The sequence below is a fragment of the Vibrio sp. 2304 genome, assembly GCF_033339475.1.
Taxonomy (GTDB): domain Bacteria; phylum Pseudomonadota; class Gammaproteobacteria; order Enterobacterales; family Vibrionaceae; genus Vibrio; species Vibrio alginolyticus.
The window spans coordinates 207,160-230,711 of the sequence record NZ_JAWOUQ010000007.1 but is presented as its reverse complement, the minus strand read 5'-3'; the positions used below and the strand labels follow the sequence as shown (position 1 = coordinate 230,711).

General features: G+C 40.0%; 22 protein-coding genes. 10 read left to right on the top strand and 12 right to left on the bottom strand.

Annotated features, from left to right (window positions below; translation table 11 throughout):
- From R7P64_RS15955 to R7P64_RS15910, 10 genes are all read right to left on the bottom strand, one after another.
- The coding region (locus R7P64_RS15955; RefSeq protein WP_206937370.1) for a transposase at positions 1-251 on the bottom strand (251 nt) is incomplete at its 3' end.
- 34 nt (positions 252-285) lie between these two features.
- Positions 286-801 (bottom strand): SMI1/KNR4 family protein, encoded by a 516-nt coding sequence (locus R7P64_RS15950; protein WP_203347280.1) that lies wholly within the window; start codon positions 799-801, stop codon positions 286-288.
- A 351-nt stretch (positions 802-1,152) separates the two neighbouring features.
- Positions 1,153-1,560, bottom strand: coding sequence for a hypothetical protein (locus tag R7P64_RS15945; protein WP_025767067.1), 408 nt, complete (start codon positions 1,558-1,560; stop codon positions 1,153-1,155).
- Between the two features lie 75 nt (positions 1,561-1,635).
- On the bottom strand, positions 1,636-2,022 hold the full coding sequence (locus R7P64_RS15940) for a hypothetical protein (RefSeq protein ID WP_025634012.1): 387 nt from the start codon (positions 2,020-2,022) through the stop codon (positions 1,636-1,638).
- A 2-nt stretch (positions 2,023-2,024) separates the two neighbouring features.
- Positions 2,025-2,432 (bottom strand): hypothetical protein, encoded by a 408-nt coding sequence (locus R7P64_RS15935; RefSeq protein ID WP_025634011.1) that lies wholly within the window; start codon positions 2,430-2,432, stop codon positions 2,025-2,027.
- On the bottom strand, positions 2,429-3,784 hold the full coding sequence (locus R7P64_RS15930) for a hypothetical protein (RefSeq protein ID WP_025767068.1): 1,356 nt from the start codon (positions 3,782-3,784) through the stop codon (positions 2,429-2,431). Before R7P64_RS15930 ends, R7P64_RS15935 begins: the two co-directional genes overlap by 4 nt.
- A 52-nt stretch (positions 3,785-3,836) precedes the next feature.
- Positions 3,837-5,477, bottom strand: a complete 1,641-nt coding sequence (locus R7P64_RS15925; protein ID WP_203347292.1) for a DotG/IcmE/VirB10 family protein — start codon at positions 5,475-5,477, stop codon at positions 3,837-3,839.
- Positions 5,478-5,489: 12 nt separating this feature from the next.
- The gene (locus R7P64_RS15920) at positions 5,490-6,566 is read right to left on the bottom strand and encodes a DotH/IcmK family type IV secretion protein (RefSeq protein WP_025634007.1); all 1,077 of its coding nucleotides are present in this window, start codon (positions 6,564-6,566) and stop codon (positions 5,490-5,492) included.
- Between the two features lie 59 nt (positions 6,567-6,625).
- Complete coding sequence (locus R7P64_RS15915) at positions 6,626-9,340, bottom strand: type IV secretion system DNA-binding domain-containing protein (RefSeq protein ID WP_206937375.1); 2,715 nt, start codon at positions 9,338-9,340, stop codon at positions 6,626-6,628.
- 1 nt (position 9,341) lies between these two features.
- On the bottom strand, positions 9,342-10,964 hold the full coding sequence (locus R7P64_RS15910) for a hypothetical protein (RefSeq protein WP_025634005.1): 1,623 nt from the start codon (positions 10,962-10,964) through the stop codon (positions 9,342-9,344).
- A 708-nt stretch (positions 10,965-11,672) separates the two neighbouring features.
- On the opposite strand from R7P64_RS15910, the gene R7P64_RS15905 reads away from it, so the two are divergent.
- The 6 genes from R7P64_RS15905 to R7P64_RS15880 are packed head-to-tail and all read left to right on the top strand — an operon-like array spanning position 11,673 to position 15,392.
- Positions 11,673-12,035: a hypothetical protein gene (locus R7P64_RS15905; protein WP_025634000.1), complete on the top strand. Its 363-nt coding sequence runs from the start codon at positions 11,673-11,675 to the stop codon at positions 12,033-12,035.
- A gap of 5 nt (positions 12,036-12,040) precedes the next feature.
- Complete coding sequence (locus tag R7P64_RS15900; protein ID WP_025633999.1) at positions 12,041-12,418, top strand: hypothetical protein; 378 nt, start codon at positions 12,041-12,043, stop codon at positions 12,416-12,418.
- Between the two features lie 9 nt (positions 12,419-12,427).
- On the top strand, positions 12,428-13,117 hold the full coding sequence (locus R7P64_RS15895) for a DotI/IcmL family type IV secretion protein (protein ID WP_054574978.1): 690 nt from the start codon (positions 12,428-12,430) through the stop codon (positions 13,115-13,117).
- Complete coding sequence (locus R7P64_RS15890; protein ID WP_025767073.1) at positions 13,114-13,734, top strand: DotI/IcmL/TraM family protein; 621 nt, start codon at positions 13,114-13,116, stop codon at positions 13,732-13,734. Before R7P64_RS15895 ends, R7P64_RS15890 begins: the two co-directional genes overlap by 4 nt.
- The gene (locus tag R7P64_RS15885; protein ID WP_025633994.1) at positions 13,731-14,609 is read left to right on the top strand and encodes a hypothetical protein; all 879 of its coding nucleotides are present in this window, start codon (positions 13,731-13,733) and stop codon (positions 14,607-14,609) included. The genes R7P64_RS15890 and R7P64_RS15885 overlap by 4 nt, the downstream gene beginning before the upstream one ends.
- Before the next feature lie 6 nt (positions 14,610-14,615).
- Positions 14,616-15,392, top strand: a complete 777-nt coding sequence (locus R7P64_RS15880) for a TfoX/Sxy family DNA transformation protein (protein WP_025633992.1) — start codon at positions 14,616-14,618, stop codon at positions 15,390-15,392.
- 199 nt (positions 15,393-15,591) lie between these two features.
- Here R7P64_RS15880 and R7P64_RS15875 read toward each other — a convergent pair whose 3' ends face one another.
- Complete coding sequence (locus R7P64_RS15875; RefSeq protein ID WP_025633991.1) at positions 15,592-17,835, bottom strand: ATP-dependent helicase; 2,244 nt, start codon at positions 17,833-17,835, stop codon at positions 15,592-15,594.
- Between the two features lie 118 nt (positions 17,836-17,953).
- Between R7P64_RS15875 and R7P64_RS15870 the strand changes: the two genes are divergently transcribed.
- The 4 genes from R7P64_RS15870 to R7P64_RS15855 all read left to right on the top strand — a co-directional run bounded on the left by R7P64_RS15870 (position 17,954) and on the right by R7P64_RS15855 (position 22,100).
- Positions 17,954-18,559 (top strand): transglycosylase SLT domain-containing protein, encoded by a 606-nt coding sequence (locus tag R7P64_RS15870; protein ID WP_025633990.1) that lies wholly within the window; start codon positions 17,954-17,956, stop codon positions 18,557-18,559.
- Positions 18,560-18,561: 2 nt separating this feature from the next.
- Positions 18,562-21,177, top strand: a complete 2,616-nt coding sequence (locus R7P64_RS15865; protein WP_077284299.1) for a DNA topoisomerase — start codon at positions 18,562-18,564, stop codon at positions 21,175-21,177.
- Positions 21,178-21,192: 15 nt separating this feature from the next.
- Entirely contained in the window at positions 21,193-21,714 is a 522-nt protein-coding gene (locus R7P64_RS15860) for a hypothetical protein (RefSeq protein ID WP_077284301.1), read from the top strand.
- 74 nt (positions 21,715-21,788) lie between these two features.
- Positions 21,789-22,100 (top strand): hypothetical protein, encoded by a 312-nt coding sequence (locus R7P64_RS15855; protein WP_025767076.1) that lies wholly within the window; start codon positions 21,789-21,791, stop codon positions 22,098-22,100.
- Positions 22,101-22,735: 635 nt separating this feature from the next.
- Here the strand turns inward: R7P64_RS15855 and R7P64_RS15850 are convergent.
- The gene (locus R7P64_RS15850; protein WP_213899629.1) at positions 22,736-23,245 is read right to left on the bottom strand and encodes a hypothetical protein; all 510 of its coding nucleotides are present in this window, start codon (positions 23,243-23,245) and stop codon (positions 22,736-22,738) included.
- Between the last annotated feature and the right edge of the window lie 307 nt (positions 23,246-23,552).

The following is a 23,552-nucleotide window of genomic DNA, read 5'->3' as shown; positions in this document are numbered from 1 at the left end:
CGTTCAAATACGCCAGCATCCCGCCACTCCTGAAATCGGCGATGAGCAGAGCTTGACGAGCATATACCGGTGGCATTCAGCGCATTCCACTGGCAACCCGTCCTGAGTACGAAGAAGATGGCGTTCATTGCAGCGCGATTATCAACCCGCTTGCGGTGCGTACCCAGAGGATGGTGAGTTTTATGCTCCGGGATGAGAGGAGCCATTTTCTCCCAGAGTTCATCACTGATTTGCCACTTGTTGCCTGCCATACGTTGCCCTCAGAAATTATCGTTATTCATTATATTATACGATAATTCCTTTTGGGATAGGCTCTAAATCCTTCTTGAAGTTAGAAATTAATTCAGCTAGAGAATCGGCAAGCTTTAAAGCGACCTTGTAGTCATAATCTATGAGAATTACCTGTCCGAAACTACCTTCCTCTGTTGGACTTAAATCAACGCAAATTAAACAAGATGAACAGTCATCCGCAATTGGGATTCTACTTTTGCCGAAGGTATACTCTTTATCTATACCTTTATCGGTATAACTGAGTACGTTTCCATCACCATCATGGCTATAGTTTTCTACAAGGCTTGAGGTCTGTCCGATAGAGAGTAAAGCGACGCCATAAGCAAAATTTGCTTGCTTCTCGGGGTCCTGCCCTTTAGATGTTTTGTACAGTTCAACTAAATCTTGTGGTAGCTCTCTACCCACATTACAGCGAAGCAAATTTATTTCTTCTTCCGACGCTGGCTCTAAGAACGCATCAGCAACTAGTGGTGCTTTATTAAGTATTTCTTTTCTTACTTGCTCGAACATTAATTTTCCCTCGTTTTCATTGTAATCTTCGGGTTTGAAAGAATAAGCTTCAAAATCGAAGCGATGGTATTAATCTATTTCTTCTGCACTGCTCCAACTCAAATACCAGAAGTCTTAGTTAGAATGAGTACTAGTTATGCGGAACATAGGAAACTCGTATTACCCCTATTAATTAGAGGTAATGCGAAATGCGGTTAACTTGAGCGAGTATGAGCAAAGAAAGAGCCGTTTCCTAACTTCTAAATTTCTCTGTTTCATGGGCATATTTGGGTCGGAGAGTTTTGACTGCTCATCACCGTGTTGCGCGCATTAGTGTAAAACTGGTAGATTAGAATTTTAATAAAATAAATGTTACATCTCTAGATTTTGAACGAATAACCCTTCACGATTCTTATACTTGTTAACGGCTCTTATATCAGTAGAAACGTAATCACCACCTTTATTATCAACTTGTCTAATCTCGTATCCTCCGCAATGAACAGAAATATTCGCTTCTATTGAATGCTCATTTTTTGTTTCACCATTTACTTTCTTTGCTGACGAAACCCATTGGAAGCAAAACCTATCTTGATTATCTAAATATTCCGTAAGAGCAACTGATGTCCCTTTATCCACTTCGAAATAATCAATTGATAATATCTTGGATATGCCAGGATATTGGTAAGATGGGTTCTCTACTGTTGGTTCACTTAGTTCGGTTTGATTAGCACAGCCAGCAATAACTGATAATGTCGATGCCATAAGTAGTATTTTCTTCATTTTTGTTCCTTGTAGATGATAAAATTAGCCCCACGATCTATTAACGCTTTCGATAGTGGGGTTGTGTATGTTTATCTAATTGTTTACGTTTTGAAGGTCACGATAATCAACAGACTCATCAGCACTTGAGATGCTTGCTGCCTCACCGAACATTGCTATGTAAGCACTTGGGAAAGTCAAAGCGGCCCCTGCTATACCACAGATTAGAACGAATTTTCCTACGCCCTTACTTTGTGGTGAGCTTTCTCGGCTATTCCATGCCCAGGTTGCAAGGCTAATGACAATCATTGCAATACCAATCCATAAGCCTATGGTATATGTAGCACTACCACCTGCAGCTGAAATTGCATCCACGTTTTTTGCAGCTTGCTCTAGCTTTGTTTCATTGGCTGCCATCGTAGTTACAGAGGTTAGTGCTAGAGCGATACCCAGGGCACCGGACCATTTCGTTAGTTTATTCATAGTTACTCCGTGCTATCTCCTTCATCGAAGATATAAGTTGTGTTAGAAGAGAGGTTTGCCCGACCAGATGAGTCGAGTGTTATTGGGTCCACTGTGTCACTAAAGGTAAATACCTCACCCACTAGATCTAAACCACCGTGGAAAGTTAATAATGCGCCAGCTATTGAGAAGGATATTGGCCATAGAACAGAAACATCATTATCCGCTTTGTTTGCTTTGTACCAACCGATGAAACCAAACACGACAAGACCGAGGCCAAGTACTGCTCTCAAATTCCAGAGAACTGCAATCCAAAGTCGAACATGTTTAATTACATTTATTCCGCCATCTGCAATGGTGGAGTTATGCGTTTCTGAAGCGAATGAACTACTGGATAATGTGTAAACAAACATCCAATACCACTTTTTCATCGAAGCGCTCCAATACAGTAAGTATCTGAACAGATTGTTCCGTCAGCCGAGATTTCTCTAACAGTTCCAATGAAGTCGTAGTATTTTCCTTTTTCTACGGAAATAGTTCTTTCGCCAGAGGTCTTGGTAAGATTTACGACTAGCGCACTGTTTAGGTCCTGCGACTTAGTGATCATTGCGTAGTCAGGAAGAAGAATTCGCCCATCCTTGTATGTTACTCCCGTACTTGGAACTACCATTTTTGGCGCTTCTATTGGCTGTACTACAGTCGAGCTAGATGCTATTGCCATCGTTGGCTGTACTACTTTGCTATTTACTTCTGTATTTTTACCAATATGTTGGGTGGTAGTCTTAGCAACCTGTACTGCCGTTGGCTTTGTAATCGATTCTTTAGCAGGTTTTACAACTTTCTTTTTAGACTGCTGAGAGCGTCGAAGGTTGGCTAGTTCAGTCGGCGTGTACTCCTGGCGTTCTTTATCAATAAAGTATTTGCTGCCAATAAGTAAAACTCCGTCTTCTCCCTCACCTTTAATGTTGGTGACTTTATGGTTGCCAATTTTTGATTTGAACGGCTCACTTTTGTAAAGAGTGATGTAATGTGGAGAGTTATCGGATCTATCTGGTGCACGTACAGCAAAAACCCCCTCAGCAATCTCATCCACAACGTTGAATTCTTTTAAGCGTTTACGCTCACTACTTCGCGCTGCTTTCGTATGTCCGTTTGAAAGGCTATTGTTTAATTTAGCAAACTCGCCTTCAAATGAATTTACATCGCTTTCCAATTTATCCAATCTATTGGTTAAACTAACGTTAAAAGTTTCTTGAGCAGAATTAAATTGATGATATGGCTTCAATCTCATTGTAATTGAGTCATCAATTTGTTGCTGTAAGGTCGAACTGATCGTCTGTGTAATATTCTGTGACGCAGCTTTCGAGGTTGACTTCACAATCTCACTTTTTTGCTTACCAAATTCATCCTTTACTTTGCTAGGAATGTCTATTTTAGTAATGATTGATTGAGCGATTTCTTGTCTTTGTAATTCAGTGATAGCACCAAACTCTTCAGACTTAGTAATCACATCTATTTCAGTCTTAATGAGTTCAGGCAATGATTGCCTGAGAGCGGTGATCTCACGCTCAAGATTTCTCTCTAGCTTTTGTATTTCTTCTACTTTGGAAGGGCCTCCAAAATCTGGTATCAAACCCATTTTATGTGCAGCTAAACTAGCACCACCAACAAGCAAAGTAGCTCCTACGACATAAACGAGTAACTTTACTTTTGGCTTTGCTGAGCTGCTTTGGCTTTTATTCGCTTTGCCAGCATTTGCGTCTTGAGCTTCGTTATCGCTCATGATGATCGCTCCTTGTTTTTAATTGAATAATGTATTATATAAAAGATCTAAATTAATTCCATAAACGAGTTTTGTTGTCACTCGGGATTGATACATTTTGCCCAATATTCGATTTGCGAATTTCAGAGCTTAGGTCAGTTTCTTCGGAATTAACTTCTGTTAGTCTATTTTGCTCCGCCATCATCTTGAGAAGATCGCTCTGATTCGGAGTTTGAATTTCATCCGTTTCTTGTACTTGATTCTCAAACAATAAGTACATAGTTTGACCTTTCGGTATCTCTACCTGAACAGGTCTTCTCGCATTATCGTATAGGATAGGTAAAAAGCCTTGTGCAGCTTTGGCGATACTATAAACAATTCTGTCTCTCGTATTATCAATCGCACCTGTCGAAGTTGTTGTTTCCCCATTTGATGTTGTCACTGTCGTATCAATGAGTGAATCCAAAAAACCTGTCATAAACAAACCAGCAAACATGCCACCAAACCTCTGGATGTAATGGTGGTCTACTTCACCTTCTATAAGCGCCTTTTCAGTTTCAGCAGATAATACCCAAGCTTTTACAGGGATTTGTTTCCCATCTCTAATAACAGACGTTACAGTTAAGGCAACACCTGGAGCTTGTTCTATAAGCTCCATTTCACCGAACGCAATACTACCTTCTGCTTTTCCGGTTAATAAACGAATTCTGATTGGGCCAGGAATGTCTGAGTCGATAGGCAAGGTGGTACGGGCATAAACCAACTCACCTGCATCAAATACTATAGACTCTTGGTCTACTTCAACTGGTGGCTGTCTATATTTTTCATTAGAGGTTTCTTTTTCATTGTCCGTATACCCAACTGTGTTTTCTTTCTTATAATAATTAGGATGAATCCCCATTTGAGTCTGACCTCCATCAGAACGATACAATGCTGAGGCCACTTCTTGTTCTGCATCACTCGGGTCAAAAACGAACTGTGATGTTTTACTATAAATGTCAGCCTTCTTACTATAAGTGATTTTGTACTTTTCGCCTGTATCTGGTGCGTAAGGGAGACCTGAAAATAATGCTTGTGCACCTTCTGATATCTTTTTTTGTCGCTCAGCTTCTAATTGTATCAACCGCTGACGCTCAGCATCGGCTTTGTCGTTTCGATTCTTTATTTCTTGAGCCTTTAAACTCATTTTAGTCGTTGCTAGTTCGTTTCGGAGATCTTCTAGCTGGCTTGAAGTTTCTATATCTTGTTTAGGCAACGGTAATTTTACGTCTCTACCTGCACTATTCTCTTCTGTATCTGAATTTGTCTTTTTAGACTCAGCATCTTTGCCAGACTTAACTTCTTGCCCCAGGGGATCAACCTCCTGCGACTTAGGCTTGTCAACTTCGGTTTTTGTATCTGGTCCCGTTGCTGATTCTTGTACGCGAGTTTTACTGATATGGCTCTCGCCATTAGTAGCAGCCTGTTTACGCGCGTTCTTCTCCCTTTCTTCGGTTTCTTTAGCGATAGGTGAATTTTCAGGAACACTGATTGTCCCATCAGTTGAGTTCTTAATCACATCGTCAGTTTTAACGACAGGTCTACCTGCTGTTTTATCACCTTTGCCCGAAAGGTCTTCTGTAACTTGATTGGAAGCCATATAGATTGCGTATCCAATCCCTCCGGCGGCTACTACAAACAAACCTACAACGATTGCTATTTTTTTTAATTTCATCGGTGAGAAGCCTTATAGTTCACTTGTATCCACAAACGCTTTTACTTTCTGTCGACCATCGCTAAACCAATAGAATGAACGGGGGTAAAGTTTGTAAAGGTTGTAATCACCGACACTTCCCTCTCTTACCAAAGAGCTACCTTTGCTTCTTAAAATGGCTGTTGTTCTGATATAAACAAATTCATTATATAAATAGGCTTGGCCATTGATTCCTTGCAATTTAGTTTCTTTGGCACCAGGCACACCTGTTGTCGTACCTGAAAGAAAAGAAAAGAATTCTGGACCAGCTTTATCAAGATCTACACTTGAAGTAGAACGGTATTGTATTGGCTTGGCGTTCGGGCCAATTAGTGGAATGATCACTTGTCTTCGAGAATTGTAGTAATCTGTTTTTTCAGAACTAATCATGAAAGGAATAGTTGTATCTAAACCCTTCAGCTGAAACCAGCCCGAATGAGTTACTCCAGGTAAACGAGCTTCCAAGCTATATGCGTTACCGGGTGTTTTTCCAGCCTCGAAGGCTCCCTGAGCTCCTAGCTTAACATATACAATAGGCCAAGGAGCTCCTGTCTGGTCGAAAAATGAAATAGACCCAGGGAAGCCAGGGTACACCTGCAAAATTAACTCCTGAGGTAGTGAAGGATCGAATTTAATCGTATCAATTAGACTTTCCGGGGGCCTTACTAAAAGTTTATTTTCTGCAATTAGCCTCTGCCTTTCTATTTTACGCATCCTTTCAATAAAAGCAGGGTCGGAGTTCATTTTCTCACTTTTAATGATGTCATTCTTTTTATTCTCAGCCCTCAGTATCTCAAGTCTGTCTCTATTTTGGTAATTACTCTGGAGTTTCGAGTATTCTAGATCTGTTATGTACGTCTGAATTGCATTTTGTTCATACACCTCAAGTTCACGCATGTTAATCAATATATTTTCTATACTTCCATATTTCTTTAACAATGCATCCGCAATTGCAGCATGACTAACTTGGTTAGTTTGATTAGCTTGAGAAAACGCCGACAATGACAACACCACCGCACTTACTGTTAAGCGGAAATAGGCTTTCAGAGAGGAGATGTTTCTTGAGTGCATTGGTAATCCTTGAAGTTTAACAAGCGTAAATATATTTCATTTATGTATTAAAAACAACCCTACTCAGACAAACCTAACGATTGTAGTGTTTTCTCTACAATATCACTGACTTCTTCGTCGCCGAGAGGTTCTGATTGGAGTTCTTCTTTAGGATATTCCAATATGTCCTTGACTTGATTGATCGCCGCCTCTGTGGCTCTTTCAGCATTAGGCTCATCTAAACCAGCTAACAAATTTATATCTATAGTAGTGCCAGATATAGTGCCTTTATTGTTCTGCTGAGCGCTTTCAAGAAATGGATCTGATAGGTTAGATGAAACATATCTACTGTTATAAGCGATATCCAACTCGCCGTATGCATCATTGTCAAAATTAGCAAGGTCTACTTCGGAGGTCTCTTCGTTCGTACCTAAATCTTGAGTGGATAAATATGCTGGTGGCGAAACAAATTCTTCGCTAGTACTGTGCTCAAAGGGGCCTTCGGCATAGAAGTTGTTGTACTGCATAATTGAATCAAAGTCGTGTTCTTCTTCAGGCCAATCCTCATCACTATAGGTGTTTTCAAAGTCATTAAAATCGAGTTCATCATTAAAGGCTGAAACTTCTTCATTATAAGCCTCCATAGAGCCCATAATCTGTACTTCAGCATCTGTTTGTGCAAGACCAACAAGCTCTTCATCGAATACATCTACTGGTGATTCTTCAGGTCGTATTTCTTCGACTTCTTCAATGGCGCTCTCCGTTATCAACGTTGCGTCTTCTTTAATTATCCCTAAACCAATAGCCATCATCATTTGTTTAGAGATGTTTTCAGTTAGGTTCAATGCTCTTACTTCAGTTAGATTATTTTTTAGCTCTAAGAACTCCAACATTTCGACATTGCTATCGATATAATCGTTGGCCTGTTGAACATATTCATTGGATTTTACTAACTGTTGCCTCTTAGCCGTTTCTACCTCATCATCAGAAGGCTCAAGCACCTGAGCAAAATAGTTCAAACGAGAAGTTTCTACATCAGGGAAGTCGAGTTTTAATGCTCGGAATGGGTATACATCACCACCAAAAATGTATAAGCCTTCTCCAGGTTCAGCACTAGCAAGCATCTTAGCGTTTACAGTATCTTTTTCTTCTACTCGGACATCATCGTTATCATGGACCGCCCCAGCCAAATTATTCTCTATTCTATCCTGACGGGAACCAAACACTTTGCCAGTTCGACCAAGCGCCAACTGTAACGATTCACCATGGTCTTCATTTTTAAGAATGAATTTATTGTTTAAGTTGCCCATTAGTGCTTCATATTCATCCCGGCCGCAAACCTTCTGGAACATTCCGGCTGTCTGTGCTCCAAAAAGAACGTGAAAACCATATGAACGAACCAAGGCAACAATCATGTAAAAACCTTTAACCGCATACATTCCGTACTCATCAAAGAAAAGTCGTACAGGATATCTAGCACTGGAAGGCCTATTGTCTACTGTAGTAATTCGAGAACCTTGTAGCTTGTAGCCAGCAGCTCTCATCAAAATAGGCCGTAATCCCTGCAATAGAAGCCTACCCAATGCTGCAACGGAATCGGGGTTTTTGGCAATGGAAGGAAGAAGAACTAATAATACTCGCCCCCCTAAGCATACATCCGTCATATTTACTTCCGAAAGTTTTGTCACGAATATATGCCCCATGGTTTCACTCAGGTCAGCCATGGTTTCACTAATCATCATCACACAATATGTGTGCTGTTCATCTGCTTTACTATTAAGATCAAGGTTGTCTATCTGTTCCTCAGTCATATCAAATATGGCATCACTAATAGAAGGCAAGGTTTTTAAATATTGCTGGAGTGGTTGTCGGTACTTTAAAGGCACATCTTTTCGCGCTGCCTTTTTGAGCATAGTTTTAATGACAAGAAAGTTTCGAACCACTTCGATGTTTAAATCTAAGCCTTCCACATCCCTTTCGTAAGCAAGATACTGATATGCTCCCCCAATCATAGTAGAACTACGACCTTCCCAAAAAGAGCTATCCCCTCCATCCGTTTCACGCCCTAACCCCATGGTTATAGTCTTCATCTGGTCAGGGGTTCCCGCATTTAGAATATTCATGTTATTCGAAATGCGATCGTCGTCGTGCATGTTAGTAGTATCTAAGGAGTCCATGGGAGTCAGAAAATTGAGAACCAACAAATCGTGGAGTCTATCTAATCGTTTCAAGATAGCGAAAATTGTCCAAAACAATTTTATATCTGCCTTACCATCAACTATGACTGCTGATGTTCCTCCTGGCTGGAGAAGTGCTTGAAATAGCAATGTCAGTATAAGTACAGTTTTACCCGAGCCCGTACTGCCCATGACGAGTGTATGTCTTGTTTCCATATCCGGGTTGGATACGAGTAACCTACGTAGAAAAAATTCAAACCCGAATATTAATGTACCGTTTCCTCTTTTACGCTGGGGAATAAGATGGCCAGCTTTAACTGCGTCTTTTAACGACTCCTTTTTTGAAATAAACTGCTCCCACTCCGGCGCGTCAAAAGGATATTCATGCTTCTCTCTTGAGTTTGTAAGCTTCAGACAAATTGCAAATGCAAAAATAAAGTCCCCATTTTGAGGGAACATAAACAAAGCAATCCCGCATGCAGCAATTAATAAAGGAAATGACACATTTACTGCTGACTGTATTCGCATCCACATAGTGCGAGAATCACGATGAAAGAGCTCTGGGTTATTCAGTTCAGGGTTTGTGTTTAGAACCGACTGCTTCTTAAAACTGGCCATACTAATCAACTTCCTTGTACTGCTTCATTAACTCAGGAATATCCTCATAAGGGTCATTGAAGACTTTCTCATCCTTTTCTATATCGACACCTAGTGACTTTAGAATCTGTTTTGCTTCATTCTCTCGGCCATCAGCCTTTTTCTCTATCTCGCTGAGATCAAATAATCTACTAAATTCATCCTCATCCATGTTCAGGAGGTCTTCTCCTTTCTTACCTGCTGTTAATATTCTCTCTGCATTAATGTGAAGGTCTTGCACTGCTCCTAGGACACTTGGAATTGTCATTCGAAATCCGGCTTTTCTTTCCATAAGAAAATGCGAGCGAGTACCACTTGCTTCTAAGAAAGGCGTTTCTCTGCCGATAGACTGCAATACCATTCCTAAATTTCGGTCATGCTTAGTTACCCAAGTAAACTCGTTTCCTGCAATACGGTTTACATCTTTAAAGAGAAGCATCAACGCCCAGATTACAGTAGTAGAATAAGCATGCTTCTTTGTTACCATTGCATAGAGGATTTCTTCGAATGTACGGGTTGTCTTTCCATCCATTTTTTCCTTAAGCTGTGTAAGAACCTTTCTTTCAATACCGTTAAATAAAAGTATTGTGTCTTCGATGCTGCCAGCGTAAGGGACGCCATCATTCAATAAAGTTGTTGGACGAAAGCCACCTATTATCGCTCCTCCTCTCTTAAACTTATCCGCTTCATTACCCTGTTTATCTACATATTCAATTGGAATGGTTTTCCCATTATCATCAAACAACCGTGCTAGTTTATCTTCCGAATGTAGTTGTTGCGGTAAAGGACAGAGGAGAAGCCTCTCTAAGCTGATAGTCGCTGTTCGAGAGCAAAACTCTATTGTTGAGTCTTTCGGGTTCTCGCAGTAATAGAAGTAACAAATAGGCCTAAAATTGCTAACAAACCCCGTTTCTTTTTGCATTTCTTTGTCACGTTCTATTTCATCTAATGTGACACCCAAAGGAGGATTTGCTGTGAGCATTTCGTAAGGAGATACACCCATAGCGTATCGGTTTTCATAGTCAGAGCGATTTTCGAAATTGTAATCATGTGAATAGTCACAAGGGTTTTCACCCTCTAAACGTTCTTTATATTTAGGAAACATCCAGCCAATGGAATATCCCATCAATTTATCGTAGAAGTTGGGCGGTACTATACGTTTTAAATGAGGATGAACCTTGGAAGCAGCCCGTATCATTGATTCAACGTTGTGTTCTTTTCTGGTTTTAGAGCGTATTGAATATTCTTTACAACCTAAGTAGATCAGAGCTAAAGCGAAGGGCCATTTAAGTATATTTCCGAAAATAGAGTCGTAAGCTCCAATATACTCGGGTGTAATCATCGTATAATGCAATTCTAATATTTGATATAGCCCCTCCTTAAACCCCCATCCTTGAAATCCTGTTAGCCAAGAGGTAGTTACAACCACGAGGTTCTCAAAAGCAAAAAATGTAAACATCTGAGCTATCTTTAGCATTCTCCACACAAAAGCAAGTATGTGGAAAAAGTGCGCGTAAACCCCGTAACCCATACCTATTGCTAATGCTAGAGCTAGGGCGACTGAAGCATTCAACTCTGATTCTTTTTCTGGCGTACGCTGACTCATAACTTAGGAATCCTTAAAAATTATGTTTGTGTCATCAATACGTCGCTCTTTAAGAATCATTTTTAGAGAATCATACTTTCCTTTGGTCAATGGAATGGGTAACACAAGCCGTGCCCTTAGACCTTTTCGATGAAGTATAAAGTTTACGGTTATGACGAAGTAGTAATAGAGGAAGACAACACATCCGAAAGTCGTTAAAACTTTTGCCGAAAAGTTCTTGTCGGAAGCTGTTAACGATTGCATAGCTTGAGTTATTTCGAAGGTTAAGACGATACTGATCACACAAAATATGACCGAAGCTCCGACAATCGCTTGCCCTACTAAATGTGACTTAAGTACTGGATGTATCGTTCTGAACTGTTTCCACATTCCGATATATGTGACGAATAAACTAAGTACCGGAGCAAGAAGAGAAACTCCACCTGAAACAGGCATTAAGAGTAATGAAAGATACTGTAGAAATATTAAAGTTAACATTTTTGCACCGTTGCTTTTAATCCATTTAAGGCATATATTTTTCACATCATAGCAAATTTATCAACGGATGGAATGGTTTTAGCTAAACGAAAACAACCAAATCTAACATCTCGTTCAACCCTCAAAATCAAATCAACCAAACAACCAAACACCAAAAAATATGGCATTGCTTTTCATCCGTAAAAGACATATATTTTTGTGATTATAAAATATGTCATAGGTAGTAGTAGTTTGGAGTCACTGTTAGGAAGCAACGTCATTTTGTTTTCTCAAAAAGAAAAAGAAACTTTATGCATTATCTCGAATGTCGAATATGGACGCCGTGTTGCTGAGTTACAACTATCTTCGGCTGATAGCTACAAACCTGTTTTGAGTATTCTTGTCTCTATTGTCGATAGTAACCATCCAGAGTTGGACACCCTCGATCGCTGCTTCCTTGTTAACTCATCAATCTCTACAGATTCCATTGAATTAACAGAGCTTTTAGAAAAGTTTAAAAGCTCAACCCAGTCATACCAACAAACGATAGAGATTGATGGTGTTGAATTTTCCTATCTGCGCAAGGAAATAGAAAGGTTACAACTAATAGGATAAATGTAATGGAAAACGAAGAGTCTGTTGGCTTTAAATCAGTTACCCAATCTGCCGAGTTAATTATCCATGCAGGGTCTTCTCCCATCCCAGGAGAAGTCAGAAGCCGCCTAGAAAAGATACCAAGTATAAAGCCAAGACCAGCGCGCAGAATAATGGGTGTGAAATTGGCTGAATTGGGTGTCAATAGAAACCCTTATGTTGCAAATAGAGCAACTAAGGCTTTACTTGCACTGACTTCAATTACGTGGGGCCTCACCCTGCTTTTATTGACTGGTTCGCTGGTTAATTTTTACCTGCTTGAAAGAATAAATATCAGCGCTACCTCCCATGACGCAAGGATTGAGCCTACTGGCAAGCCTGTACGCATCGGTAACTTGGATTAGAGGAAGGATATGTTTCGCTCATCCGTAATTAAGAATCATCGAGGGCTCCTATCTGGTTTCGTAGTGCTGGTGGTCATTATCTATTTCTTAGAGTTTGCACTAAACACTCTTACAACAAATAAATCTGGTTACTACAAGATCCCCACTTACAACGATAAGGGCATTACCCGAATAGTTCCTCAGGTCCCATTAAGTGACCGTCTTTTTTCTGACTCTGAAGTTATGGATTTTGTAACTGAAGCTATGTACAACACACTCTCTCTATCTTTCGATAGTTATGAATTGTCTATGACAGAATCAGCATTACTATTCTTTACTACTTCTGGCTGGAAGTCATTCTCAAGCGCAGTTCAAGAAGCAGAAATTTTATCAACCATTTTCTCTAATAAAGAAATTATTGAGTTTTACCCTACCCGAGCGCCTTTTATGGAATTCAGTGGCACAGTTGACGGGAAAATTGATGGAAGATTCACAAAAGATGCCTACTGGGTATGGCGAGTTAAAGTTCAGGGCAAGATTATGAAAAAATCTTTGAAGGTTAAAGACGCAACTGAAACTGAGCTCGAGGCTATTCAGAATCAAAGGCACCAGGCCGCTAATGTAACTTTCTGGCTTGATTTACAACGTGTGCCAAAGGGTAAGGGGGCAAGTGCAGTTAAGATCATAAGTTCTTCTAATTGGGATGTTGATTGGTTATGAATATTCCACGACTTATTCGCATACTTAAATTCGACTGGCCATTTGTGCTTGCTATCGTTTTATCTGTTTTAGCTATTTTTAAACTTTCCGATTTCAATGAAGAACTATTAGGGAACCCGGATAGAGTTTTTCTTTATTCTGATGGTAATGGTGGTTACACAAGGGCCTTTGTATCACGTGACCCACGCTATACAGACGAGAAGGTTGTCAGGTTTCTTCGTCGTATGGTGAGCTCATGCTATACCGTCGATTATAAAACCGCTCAACACCTAATGAACGGTGAACGCGATAACGATTATGCCAACTGTATTGAAAAGCACTTTGCGCCAATAGCCGCCACATCACTGTTCAATGTTTATCCTACTGACCCTATGATTGAGGCGATTCTTATGTCAGAAGGTAAGGCTAACGTTGTTGTTCCTTACGATCCTATCGTTACCTTAAAGAACAAACCTGGTAAGCCTTTAGTTTGGGTAGTTGAGGTTCCGATAATGGTAACAGTCCAATCGGTATCAGGAGACCAAACAACCTCATTCATTGCTCACTACACAGTTCTACCTGAACCTAGAGCGGATAACGCAAGTTCATTACTCATCGACAGGGTGGTTTTTAGATGAACGTTAAAGACCTATTCAATTTTATTAGTACAGCTTTGGGGAAGACTCCGTTAACAGGAAGACAAAGTTCGAAGTCTACTGAGGATAGCTTTGTTAAAGGGGATACCTTTAGTTGCCAATCAATACCCTCCAGCGAGGTTAACCGTAACCACGATGCCGTGTTTGAAACAGATAAACGTCATAATTTAATCTATGACAATTTTAAGTCTGTCCAGCGATCTCCATACTACGCTCTGGTTTTATTTTTCTTAGCTATTGTTGCATTTTTATACGCCTTGAACCTGTTCATAGATACCACAAAGATTACTTCAACAAACTACTTTATTGCATCAACGACAAGTGATACTGCTGTATACCCAATACCCACAGATAAGCATATCTTGCCGACTAAGGACCAAGAAAGAAACCCTGGCGAAACTTACTCTGAAGAAGAGTCAGAAGTATTAGTTCGTGAATATCTAGTTGATAGCCTTAAAGACTGTTTTTCAATGAACTACTTAAATGCAGCAACAGTACTGTCTAGGTGCAAGTCCAACCATTTGGACTCTGAAACAGACACCCAAGACATATTTATTGAGCTTCTAAGAGCAAGTAACTATATAAATATAATGAAGAAATACCAGACTTCTGCATTACTCCACGTAGACACAAGCTCTATTAAACTTTTGAACAAAGCAATAGCTCAGCGTGAAGCCGTACCTGGCAGCGGCGTTATGCGTAGCCGCGCTGTCTGGATTTACCAACTTAAGATGCATTATACGATGGAGAAAGTTTCTGTCTCTTCTCCCACCTTGTGGCAAGTTGAGATGATCAGAGAATCTGCTTTCAACAAAGAGTTCCCTGTTTCTATCTTCAAAATACGCGATATCGAGTGAGTGAACATGAAAAGTCAAAATAAAGAGCTTCAAGTTAACCCGAGAAACTTTCAACCGTCTTTGTTGCAAAAAAATTTACATAAATCACGCAAAGGAAAGTCAAAAACTAAAAAAGCGTTGGCAAAAGCTCCAAACTACTATAGAGACCTTTTTCAGCCAATTGAAGGGGTCTTTAGCCGACCTTCATTTGGCGAGTTTCAATTCACTTACTGTGGATACATGATAGCTAACCAGCGTGAGGGTGTTCTCAATATCTATGTACCACAAGAAACAGACTCCCCATTACTAGAGTCACTCGAATCATACGGGTTTTATCTATGTAAAAAGTACCCTATTTCTGTACCCAATAGCTCTAGATCCTCAAGACTTCTTATGAAGCGCTATCTTTCAGAAAAAGTATCAGATCAGCAAGCTGTGGAGACAATAATGCAGTTAAAGATCATGCTAAATGCAGCAATAAAAAAACAACAACAAAGTGAGGATTTAGATATATCGGCAATGCCTAGCCTCAGTCCTACAATATTTAAGTCACTAAAAGATATCGGTATAAATAAGCAATCAGAGTTAAGGAAGGCAGACTTAAATGTTTTGTTCCATAAGATCAAAAGTGGAAACTCGAAGAGCTATAAAGGGGTACGCTTGTTATTTCAGCTACATTGCTTAAGAGAGGATACTCAAGTTCCTTACTTATCTAACGATACCAAACAACGCTTAGTTGATTCTTATAATTTTTTCGCCAAAATTAGAGGATACGCCCCTCTGACTTATATGTTTTACAGCTAGAAAATAACCTTGCATTAGTTTCTTTCGACATGCAATTAAACCATCAGTTACAAGGTAACCAGTCGCTCATTAGGCCTCTATTTATTAGTTAGTTTCAAACAGCAATAGATGTTGAATGTATGTAATTCTCCACAAAACATATGGTGACGTTAGCTAGGTATCGTTCACCATACTACAAGTGCTGATTCCCTCATTAACTCTATATTTTAAATCCTTCGATTCTAGTTTCCTTTACCTCTACTGTTAGCTTGGGGTGTGGTAACTGTCCTCTAGCCAGCATTTGAATAGGATTTCCTGTTCGTTTTGTAGTGGTTTCTTTATTACTTTTTTCATACGCTACTTTGGGTGATATTGAAGACTCCCAGTAAAGAAGGTCTACTGGAAGAGCGCATAGAAATTGTAGAGGTTTCCGTGTCTTGAACTCACCGTGAACTAAGCGCCTTTGTGCATATGAGTAAATTAGATCCTTTTCTGCACGAGTGGTGGCCACATAGAATAGCCTAAGCTCTTCATGAACATTGTCTTTCTCATTACCTTTGAAGTGTGCTTCTTCTTCGCAGCCAATGACATATACACGCTTAAACTCTAAGCCCTTACTAGCGTGTTCTGTCATTAACTGAACCGCACTAGCCCCTTGCTCACCAGAATCCACCAGCATGTTAAGTTCTTTGATACAATCATGTAAGTGTCCATGAACCTCAGTGAAAGCAAAAAGGCGCTTTGTTAAGGTAATGACGTTTTGCTCTCTTTTATTAACTTCTGAGATTACTTCTGCTGTCATCTCTTGAGTTTTATACTTCTTCTTAGCGTTATCTATAATTTTGGGTTTGAACAGCTCGACCCAGATTTGATGCAAACCTTCCTCTAAGCCAGAAAGTACTTCTCCCCACTTATTTCTCAGTTCAGAATCACTAAGTTCATAGTTATTTATTTTTGCTAAGTCAGTGATTGAACCGCATTCGAACAATGCTTCTTTGATAATTGAGTGGCACTCCAACAAAGAGGCAAATCCAAGCTTTCTATCTTGAGATTTTACAGTTCCATACGTGGTCATGTACTTACAGTATTCAATAACTGTTAGGTTTTTATCAATGAGCTTTTGGCGCATAGTTACGCCCTTAGTTTTAAGGCTTGCTGCATCAATGACACGTGAAGCAGCCATAACATCCTTCTCATTAGCACAGAAACGTAGGAATGCACTCCAGTCCTTTACTTCTTTACTATCAAAGAAATCCTTGTCGCCAACAACTCGGTATTCTACCCCATGCTCAATAAGTTGAGCTTCAATTGGGTCTTTGATTACTTTTGAACGATACAGAATGGCAATTTCTTCTGGTTTTAATTCACCAGATTCGATAGCCTGTTTAATCTCATTGGCTGTCGTAATTGCCTCATCCTTGTCATTGGCAAATTGTCGGGCAATTGGCTTATCACCCTGAATATTTGCCATTGCTATCATATGTCCGTCTGTAACCTTTTGGTCTTCATGCATTAAGTCAGCAATAGCATTGGCCACATTTACAACTTGTTCAGTTGATCGAAAGTTCTCTCCCATCTGAACAATCTTCATGTCTCCGAATTCTTTTTGAGCATTTAGTAACTGACCGACATCTGCAGCCCTGAAAGCATAAATACTTTGTTTTTCATCACCAACCATAGTTAGGTTATTGCCTTGACCAACAATAAGTTTTAACAATAAGCCTTGGACTGGGTTAGCATCCTGATGCTCATCGGCAAGTACTGCTTTAAACTGGTTTTGCAACCAGGTTCTAAAACCTACATCATGTGTGAGAATTTTTACCGCATGGACGAGAATGTGGTCGTAATCAATAGCATTCAGCTCAATCATTCGTCTGTAGTAGACCTTCCAGATACAAACGCAATGGCTTAACAAGGCTTTCTCATCAAAAGTCAGATTTGGGTTGGTTTTGGACTGGTGCTCGAACTCAGACTTAGGACCACGACCATAGGACAAGGATAGCCCCATGAAGTTTTGAACATACTTTGCACCACCGTGCTCTTTTAAGAACTCATAGTCTGAGTTCGATAATGTTTTCTTAGCTGACTCATTTATTAGTGTAAGGGACTCAGTTTCATCCAAGATAACTAAGTCACTCGATGTATAACCGCACTTTACAAAATATGGGTGTTGCTTTTTGATGGCAGGTTTTATGACTTGGTTTAGTGCAAAGGAGTGCCAGTTACAGATAACAGCTTGATAAGCTTTGATACCTATACGTAAGTAAAGACGCTCTAACATTTCCGCAGCAGCTTTCTTGGTAAAGGTTATGGCACAAAGTCGACAGGGTTCCAAGCCTGACTCAATGAATGTCGCGGCCTTCTCCACAATAACGCGAGTCTTACCACTACCTGCCCCCGCATTAATCATGCAAGGTACTCCAGTCGTGTTGACTCCTTCATACTGACTCGCGGTTAATTTCATTCTCATCCCTCCCATTTAAGTGTTTATATATGGTATTTTAATTCAACCTCAAAGTCAACTTTAGTCTATTGTTTTTTGTTGCTAAATGATATATTTCATTTAACGGAGGATTGCGTCTATGTTTGAATTTTTGGGTGTAACAGCAGCTGACGGTCTTGAGCAACTTAAAGAACCGGAAAGGTCTTATTACGAATATGTAATAGAGCATGGCGACACGGGGCTGTACAAAGCCATGCCGTGGAAAAGTAAACGAGATTTACTTCTTACTTACAAAGGTGAGATTGAAGAGTGTACTTTAATCTCTAGCAAGCTAAACAATATACATCCTAAATACATACGTACAATCATGAGAAGCGAGAATGGTTGGCCAGGAGCTGACCAGAAAGCCAAGAACGGTTCTGGTGATTTAGGAATAATACAAGTTAACCCTAAGGTTTGGGATCAAGAGTTTCGTAAGCTTGGTGTGACTATAAACTGGGAAGACGTCAGAGATGATGTATGTGCAAATCTATTTATTGGTGGTGTCATTCTGGCCAGAAGATTAAACGCAACGAATGACATTTTTAAAGGCCTCGCTAACTACCATCGATATGCAACTTCAGACAATAAATATTTTCATTACTCGTACCGCCTGAAAGCAATGAAGCACTTTGCTGATATTGAATCTGAGTATGGTCGTTGGATTTCTCACCGAATACACGCAGTCAATAAACTAGGAGAATAGCCATGTGGGTCGCTATTGCAGAGAAGTCTTCTCAAGCTGAAAAGATCGCATCAGCTTTGAATCTTAGAAAGCAAGGTGGATTATATTCAGGCTTCTACAAAGGGCAAGAACTGATCCTTTGGTATGCCGCAGGTCACTTCCTCGAACTGTCTCCCCCTACAGAGCAAATACAGAACTTCAGTTGGAACGATCCTCGTACTCACGAACGCATCCCTCGCAAGGTTCCTTATAAAGTTTGTCCGGACATACCAGCTCGTGACGGATACCCGGCAAGAAAACCAGGAGAGCGAATCCAATTACTTAAACAGTATGTCGACAAAGCGACTTTAGTCATTGGTGCTACAGACCCAGACCGAGAAGGTGAAGTCATATACCGTAGCATTTTAGATTTCCTTAAATACGATGGCCCATTAAAACGAGTTTGGTTAACAAAGGGGTTATCCAAGGATGCAATACAAACCTCTTTCGATGAAATGGTCGATGCATCTCAATACTACGGCGAATATTTAGCTGGGTCTAGTCGTCGTATGGCAGATTACGCAGCCATGGTTCTAACTGCCACCTACACTTATTACTCAAGAAGGGGAATGCTTGGAAAGTACCTAGGCTCAGGGGATAAGAAAAGCTCAACGACATCTGTTGGTCGAGTTCAGTCGACTGTTGTAGGTTTTACTTACCATCGTCATCAAGAAAGAGCAAACTTTAAATCTGTAACTCACTTTCGTCCGGTACCGCTGATCAGGTGTAACGGCGCTGTAAGTTTTGAAGGCCGATACCTTCCAGAGATAAAAGACTCCGACTATGACTCCCCTATCCCTGGCGTAAAGTGGGATGAAAAAAATCTAGCATCCAAAATATCGCCTGATATGTCTGAGGAAGAAGTCGAGGAGTTAACCATAAACAATAGACCTAAACCTCTTTATATCGACAAATCTATTATGATGGATTTTACGGAAAGGCTTAAGCAAGCGAGCATATTGGATTTAGATATAAATGAAAGTATGGCGACTTCTGCCCCACCAAAGCCTTTATCACTGACCAAACTACAGAGTCTGATTAGCAACGCTAGTGCCACTGATGTCCTCAATGCAGCACAACGCCTATACGATTCTGGTTTTATCACTTACCCAAGAGGTGAAGAACAAGAGATTTCTGACAAAGATTACAATCCTAGGGATATTGCCGACAAATGTACTCAACTAGCAAAATGGGACCAATTTGGCCAAGCCGCCCTTAAAGTCGCTGCCATTCAAACGGGACAAGACGATACCTGCGCAAGTTTCAAACCAAGCTGCTATACGCCAGGAGATAAAATACACGATGCTCTAGCTCCTGTTGTTATACCTAAACCAGGAGAGCTACAGGGGCTAGCTCTTCAGGTCTTTGAAGAAATTACGTCGCATTACTTGCAAGCACATTTGCCTCCATCAAAATATTTAGTTCAAGAAGGGGTTTTAAAATTCGATACCCATGGGCTTTTTGGAGAACCGGTATCTAGTTTCAAGATCACAAAGCGATCTTGTATAGAAACTGGGTGGGAACATTACTTTAAAGGTAAAGAGACCGTCCAAACTATCAGCTTAAACGATTTAGACAAAAGCAATGTTTCAATTCCAGATGTTGAGCTAAAGGAGTCTACTACAACTAAGCCCCCTCTCTTCACTGAGGCCTCACTACTTTTTGCGATGTACCATGCGGCAAAATTCGAGCCTAATCCTATTCTTAGGAATTCACTCAAAGAATCAAAAGGCATTGGGACACCAGCTACTAGGCCAACTCAAATCGCAACTATCTTAATGCGTGAGTTCGTAGCGTATACTAGCAAGGGTAAAAACCCTTCGATTGATATCACCCCAAAAGGGATTGAATTGTATAAGGCACTACCTGATTCATATAAAAGCCCTGGTACTACTGCCAAATGGGAACTCAAACTTTCTGACATGAGTAAACTCCCTCAACGAGAAGCAGAAGCAGCGTCTCTGGAATTTATAAACACTCAAATTGAAAATACTGAAAAGCTAATAGGTTTCCTGAATAAAAACCTGTTTGATAAAACACCAAGAGACGGTGTGAATCCTAACATGCCACTTTCAAACCAAACCAAAGATAAACTTCAGAAGCGTTGTAAAGGGCTCGGACTACCAATGCCCAGACAGGCCTTAGCAAGTGAGGCTAAAGCGAGGCAATGGCTACGAGAGCACCCTTGGTTGGTAACTGACGCTATGCGAAGAAAGATTTCACAAATATGCTCTTTCAAAAAGATCCAGCCGCCAGCGCTTAAAATGACTGACTTTGGTAAAGCTCTAGAATTTATAAAAGCTCACGAAGATGATGTCCCAAGTACTCCATCTAAAAAGTTTCTTGATTACGCAAAACAGTTGGAATCGAAGACTGGCCTGAAAATTCCTTCTCAAGCGATTAGTAACGCCAAATTACTATCTAAATATGTAGAAGAGGCAAAACGTATTAAGAAACCAAGTAAAAAGACTATTGCTGCTATTAACGAGCTGGCCAAAAAGCTAAACGTTAGGGTTCCTGCTAGTGAATTAGAAAATGACGAAAGAGCAAAAAACATACTTAGCCGTATGAAAGCAATGATTGCTACAGCATCAAAATAAGGGGTTCAAGTAGATATGATGAATGATATTCTCGAAAAGTATAATATTCTCGAAAAGTATAAACAGGCGTTCCTAACTTCTGACTTTTATAATGACCAAAAAGTTTTAGCACCGGATGATTTAGTCCCGATGATAAGAGGGTTTCTCCATGCTAATGGGGAAGATTTATTAGTGGACAATCACACTAATATCTCTGCGTTCGCCAAGTCAGTCTTTGCGGAGACCAACCAGGAAAAGTTCGAAAGCTTCTTAACCGAACTAAAGTTACTTGTAGACGAGCTTAATTTAGACTTTAGAGGTTCTGCCGACATACCTAACTATGACAATCTCTCTATTACGCTTAGCTTCGACACAGCAAGCGAAGACCAGATTGATAGATTGATCCGTTTCGTCAGAAATAACCTCACGAATAATTTCCGAGCATCAGGCCAATACCCTTTAGCTGTATGGAAAGCTTTCATTATCTCCTCAGATTGCTGGTCGGTAGAGTTCCGATTCTCACCGAGATGGGAATTTAAAGAAGATATCCAAGGATAGAAGATTTAGAGTTAATGGTGTTAAATGCTGGAGGACATTATCAGTATTGGCAAATCAACTAACTAGGAAGATCTATGCACAAGGTGACTACGATATTAAAAACAAACATTGGGAACGTGGAAGGTTACTTAGATGAGAGCGGTAGCCTGTTTATTCTGAACCCGGCTAAGATTGAAAATCGCAAGCTTGCTCACTTCCTCCCAACACCTTCGCAACGTTCAAAAGATGATGTGGAACAAAACCCGAATAACTACCTAAAGGTCGAGGAACCGAGTGAGTTCGCAGGGGTTTGGGAAGTGAGTGGACCAAATGTAGGAAAAGGGGATGCGTTAAGAACTTATCCTTTTATGTTTAAAAGAGTGAGCCCCCCATCTGAAGGTAGTTAATACGGCACAACTATATTTTGGGTGGTTTCTTAATTGTCAAGATAAATATTTTTAGGTGCGGTTATTTCTAAATCGAATTAACAAACCGTAATTTGGACTTATAGACAGGGTCTTATTCAGTTAGTTAGTGTTCACTGACTGATATTTTGAATTTTGCTTTTTATCCACAAATGATCCTCGAACTGCACCTTGATAAACTTTTTTTATCGCACTATCTTGATACCCGTGAGCTCAAGTAGTTCAGTGCATGGAAGCAAATAGTAGCTGTGCTTAGTTTCTTTCGTGATATTAAACTGGAGCTCAAAATCACTTAAACCCCACCATAGGCAGGGTTTAAGAGAGAAGCCAAATCGAGTAGCTGCAACTACTCATTATGGCTGCTGGGTATCATTCTCGACACCTGACACACGAGACTATAGATCACCAGTAGCCTATTTGGCAATTTTCTTGTTCAATAGTTAATGGTGATTAATATGTACCCACAAAGGTTTATCTATCTGATTATGAGAGTATGGAAAGCAATGGTCTCGGTATTCAAACTCAATCCACACATATGTATCAAAGGGTTAATGTATCTAGTCGAGTTTTTTAGAGACTAAACCATTTGTATGTACACACTTCTTAAGGTGTGTACATTATTTAGACAAAAATGTTAAGTCCGTGTGCTCTAACTTCTTATACACATTTGGGTATTGGGCTCGAGAAATCTTTAAGTTTAAAAGACCTTGGGCTATTTCATCACTTTTAAATTCGGAGAGGTCAAGTTTGCTTTGCAAATATCTACCATAATCAAACATTCTATTTACCTTAGCTTGTAATACTCCCAGCTCAACTAGTTGATATTCCGCATCTTCTCTCCAACTAGGCCTACGGCTCGACTGCTTATTCTCATATTCATTTTCTACTCTAGCGGATAAGTACTGAGTCTTACTTAGTATTTTTGCCATTACCAGAACAACATCTATGTCTGCGTTTTCCATGCATTTTGTGAATATGGCTGTTGTATTGGCCAAATCTAGTTTCGGTGGTACAGGCTTCTTACCTGTTCTTTTCGGCATACCTTTCCAAAATTCAATTGATTCGGTGTAGAAGCTAGCCATCTCAGTTGTGTATTTAGTTAAGTCAGACAGAGTTTGAGGTAACAATGCTCTTGCTGCTAAAAGTTGGCTCTCTTGTCGCTGAACAACAAAGATTGAAACTTTTCTGTTACGCGGGGCAGATTGCTACGTGACACTATAGCAAAGAACTGACAATAAAGATCAAAACTCAATTTCACTCAATAGGCCAACTCAAAGCAAGAAGTAACAATAAAGTTCGAAACTTTTCGACGCTTTTTGTCATAGTTTGTCTTTTGCTGTAGCAAGCTTTTGCCCCTTTCCTTCTTAGAGAAAAAACCGTTCAAATACTGTTAATTAGATTTTCCCTACGAAAACTAATCTGGATGGTCGGTTC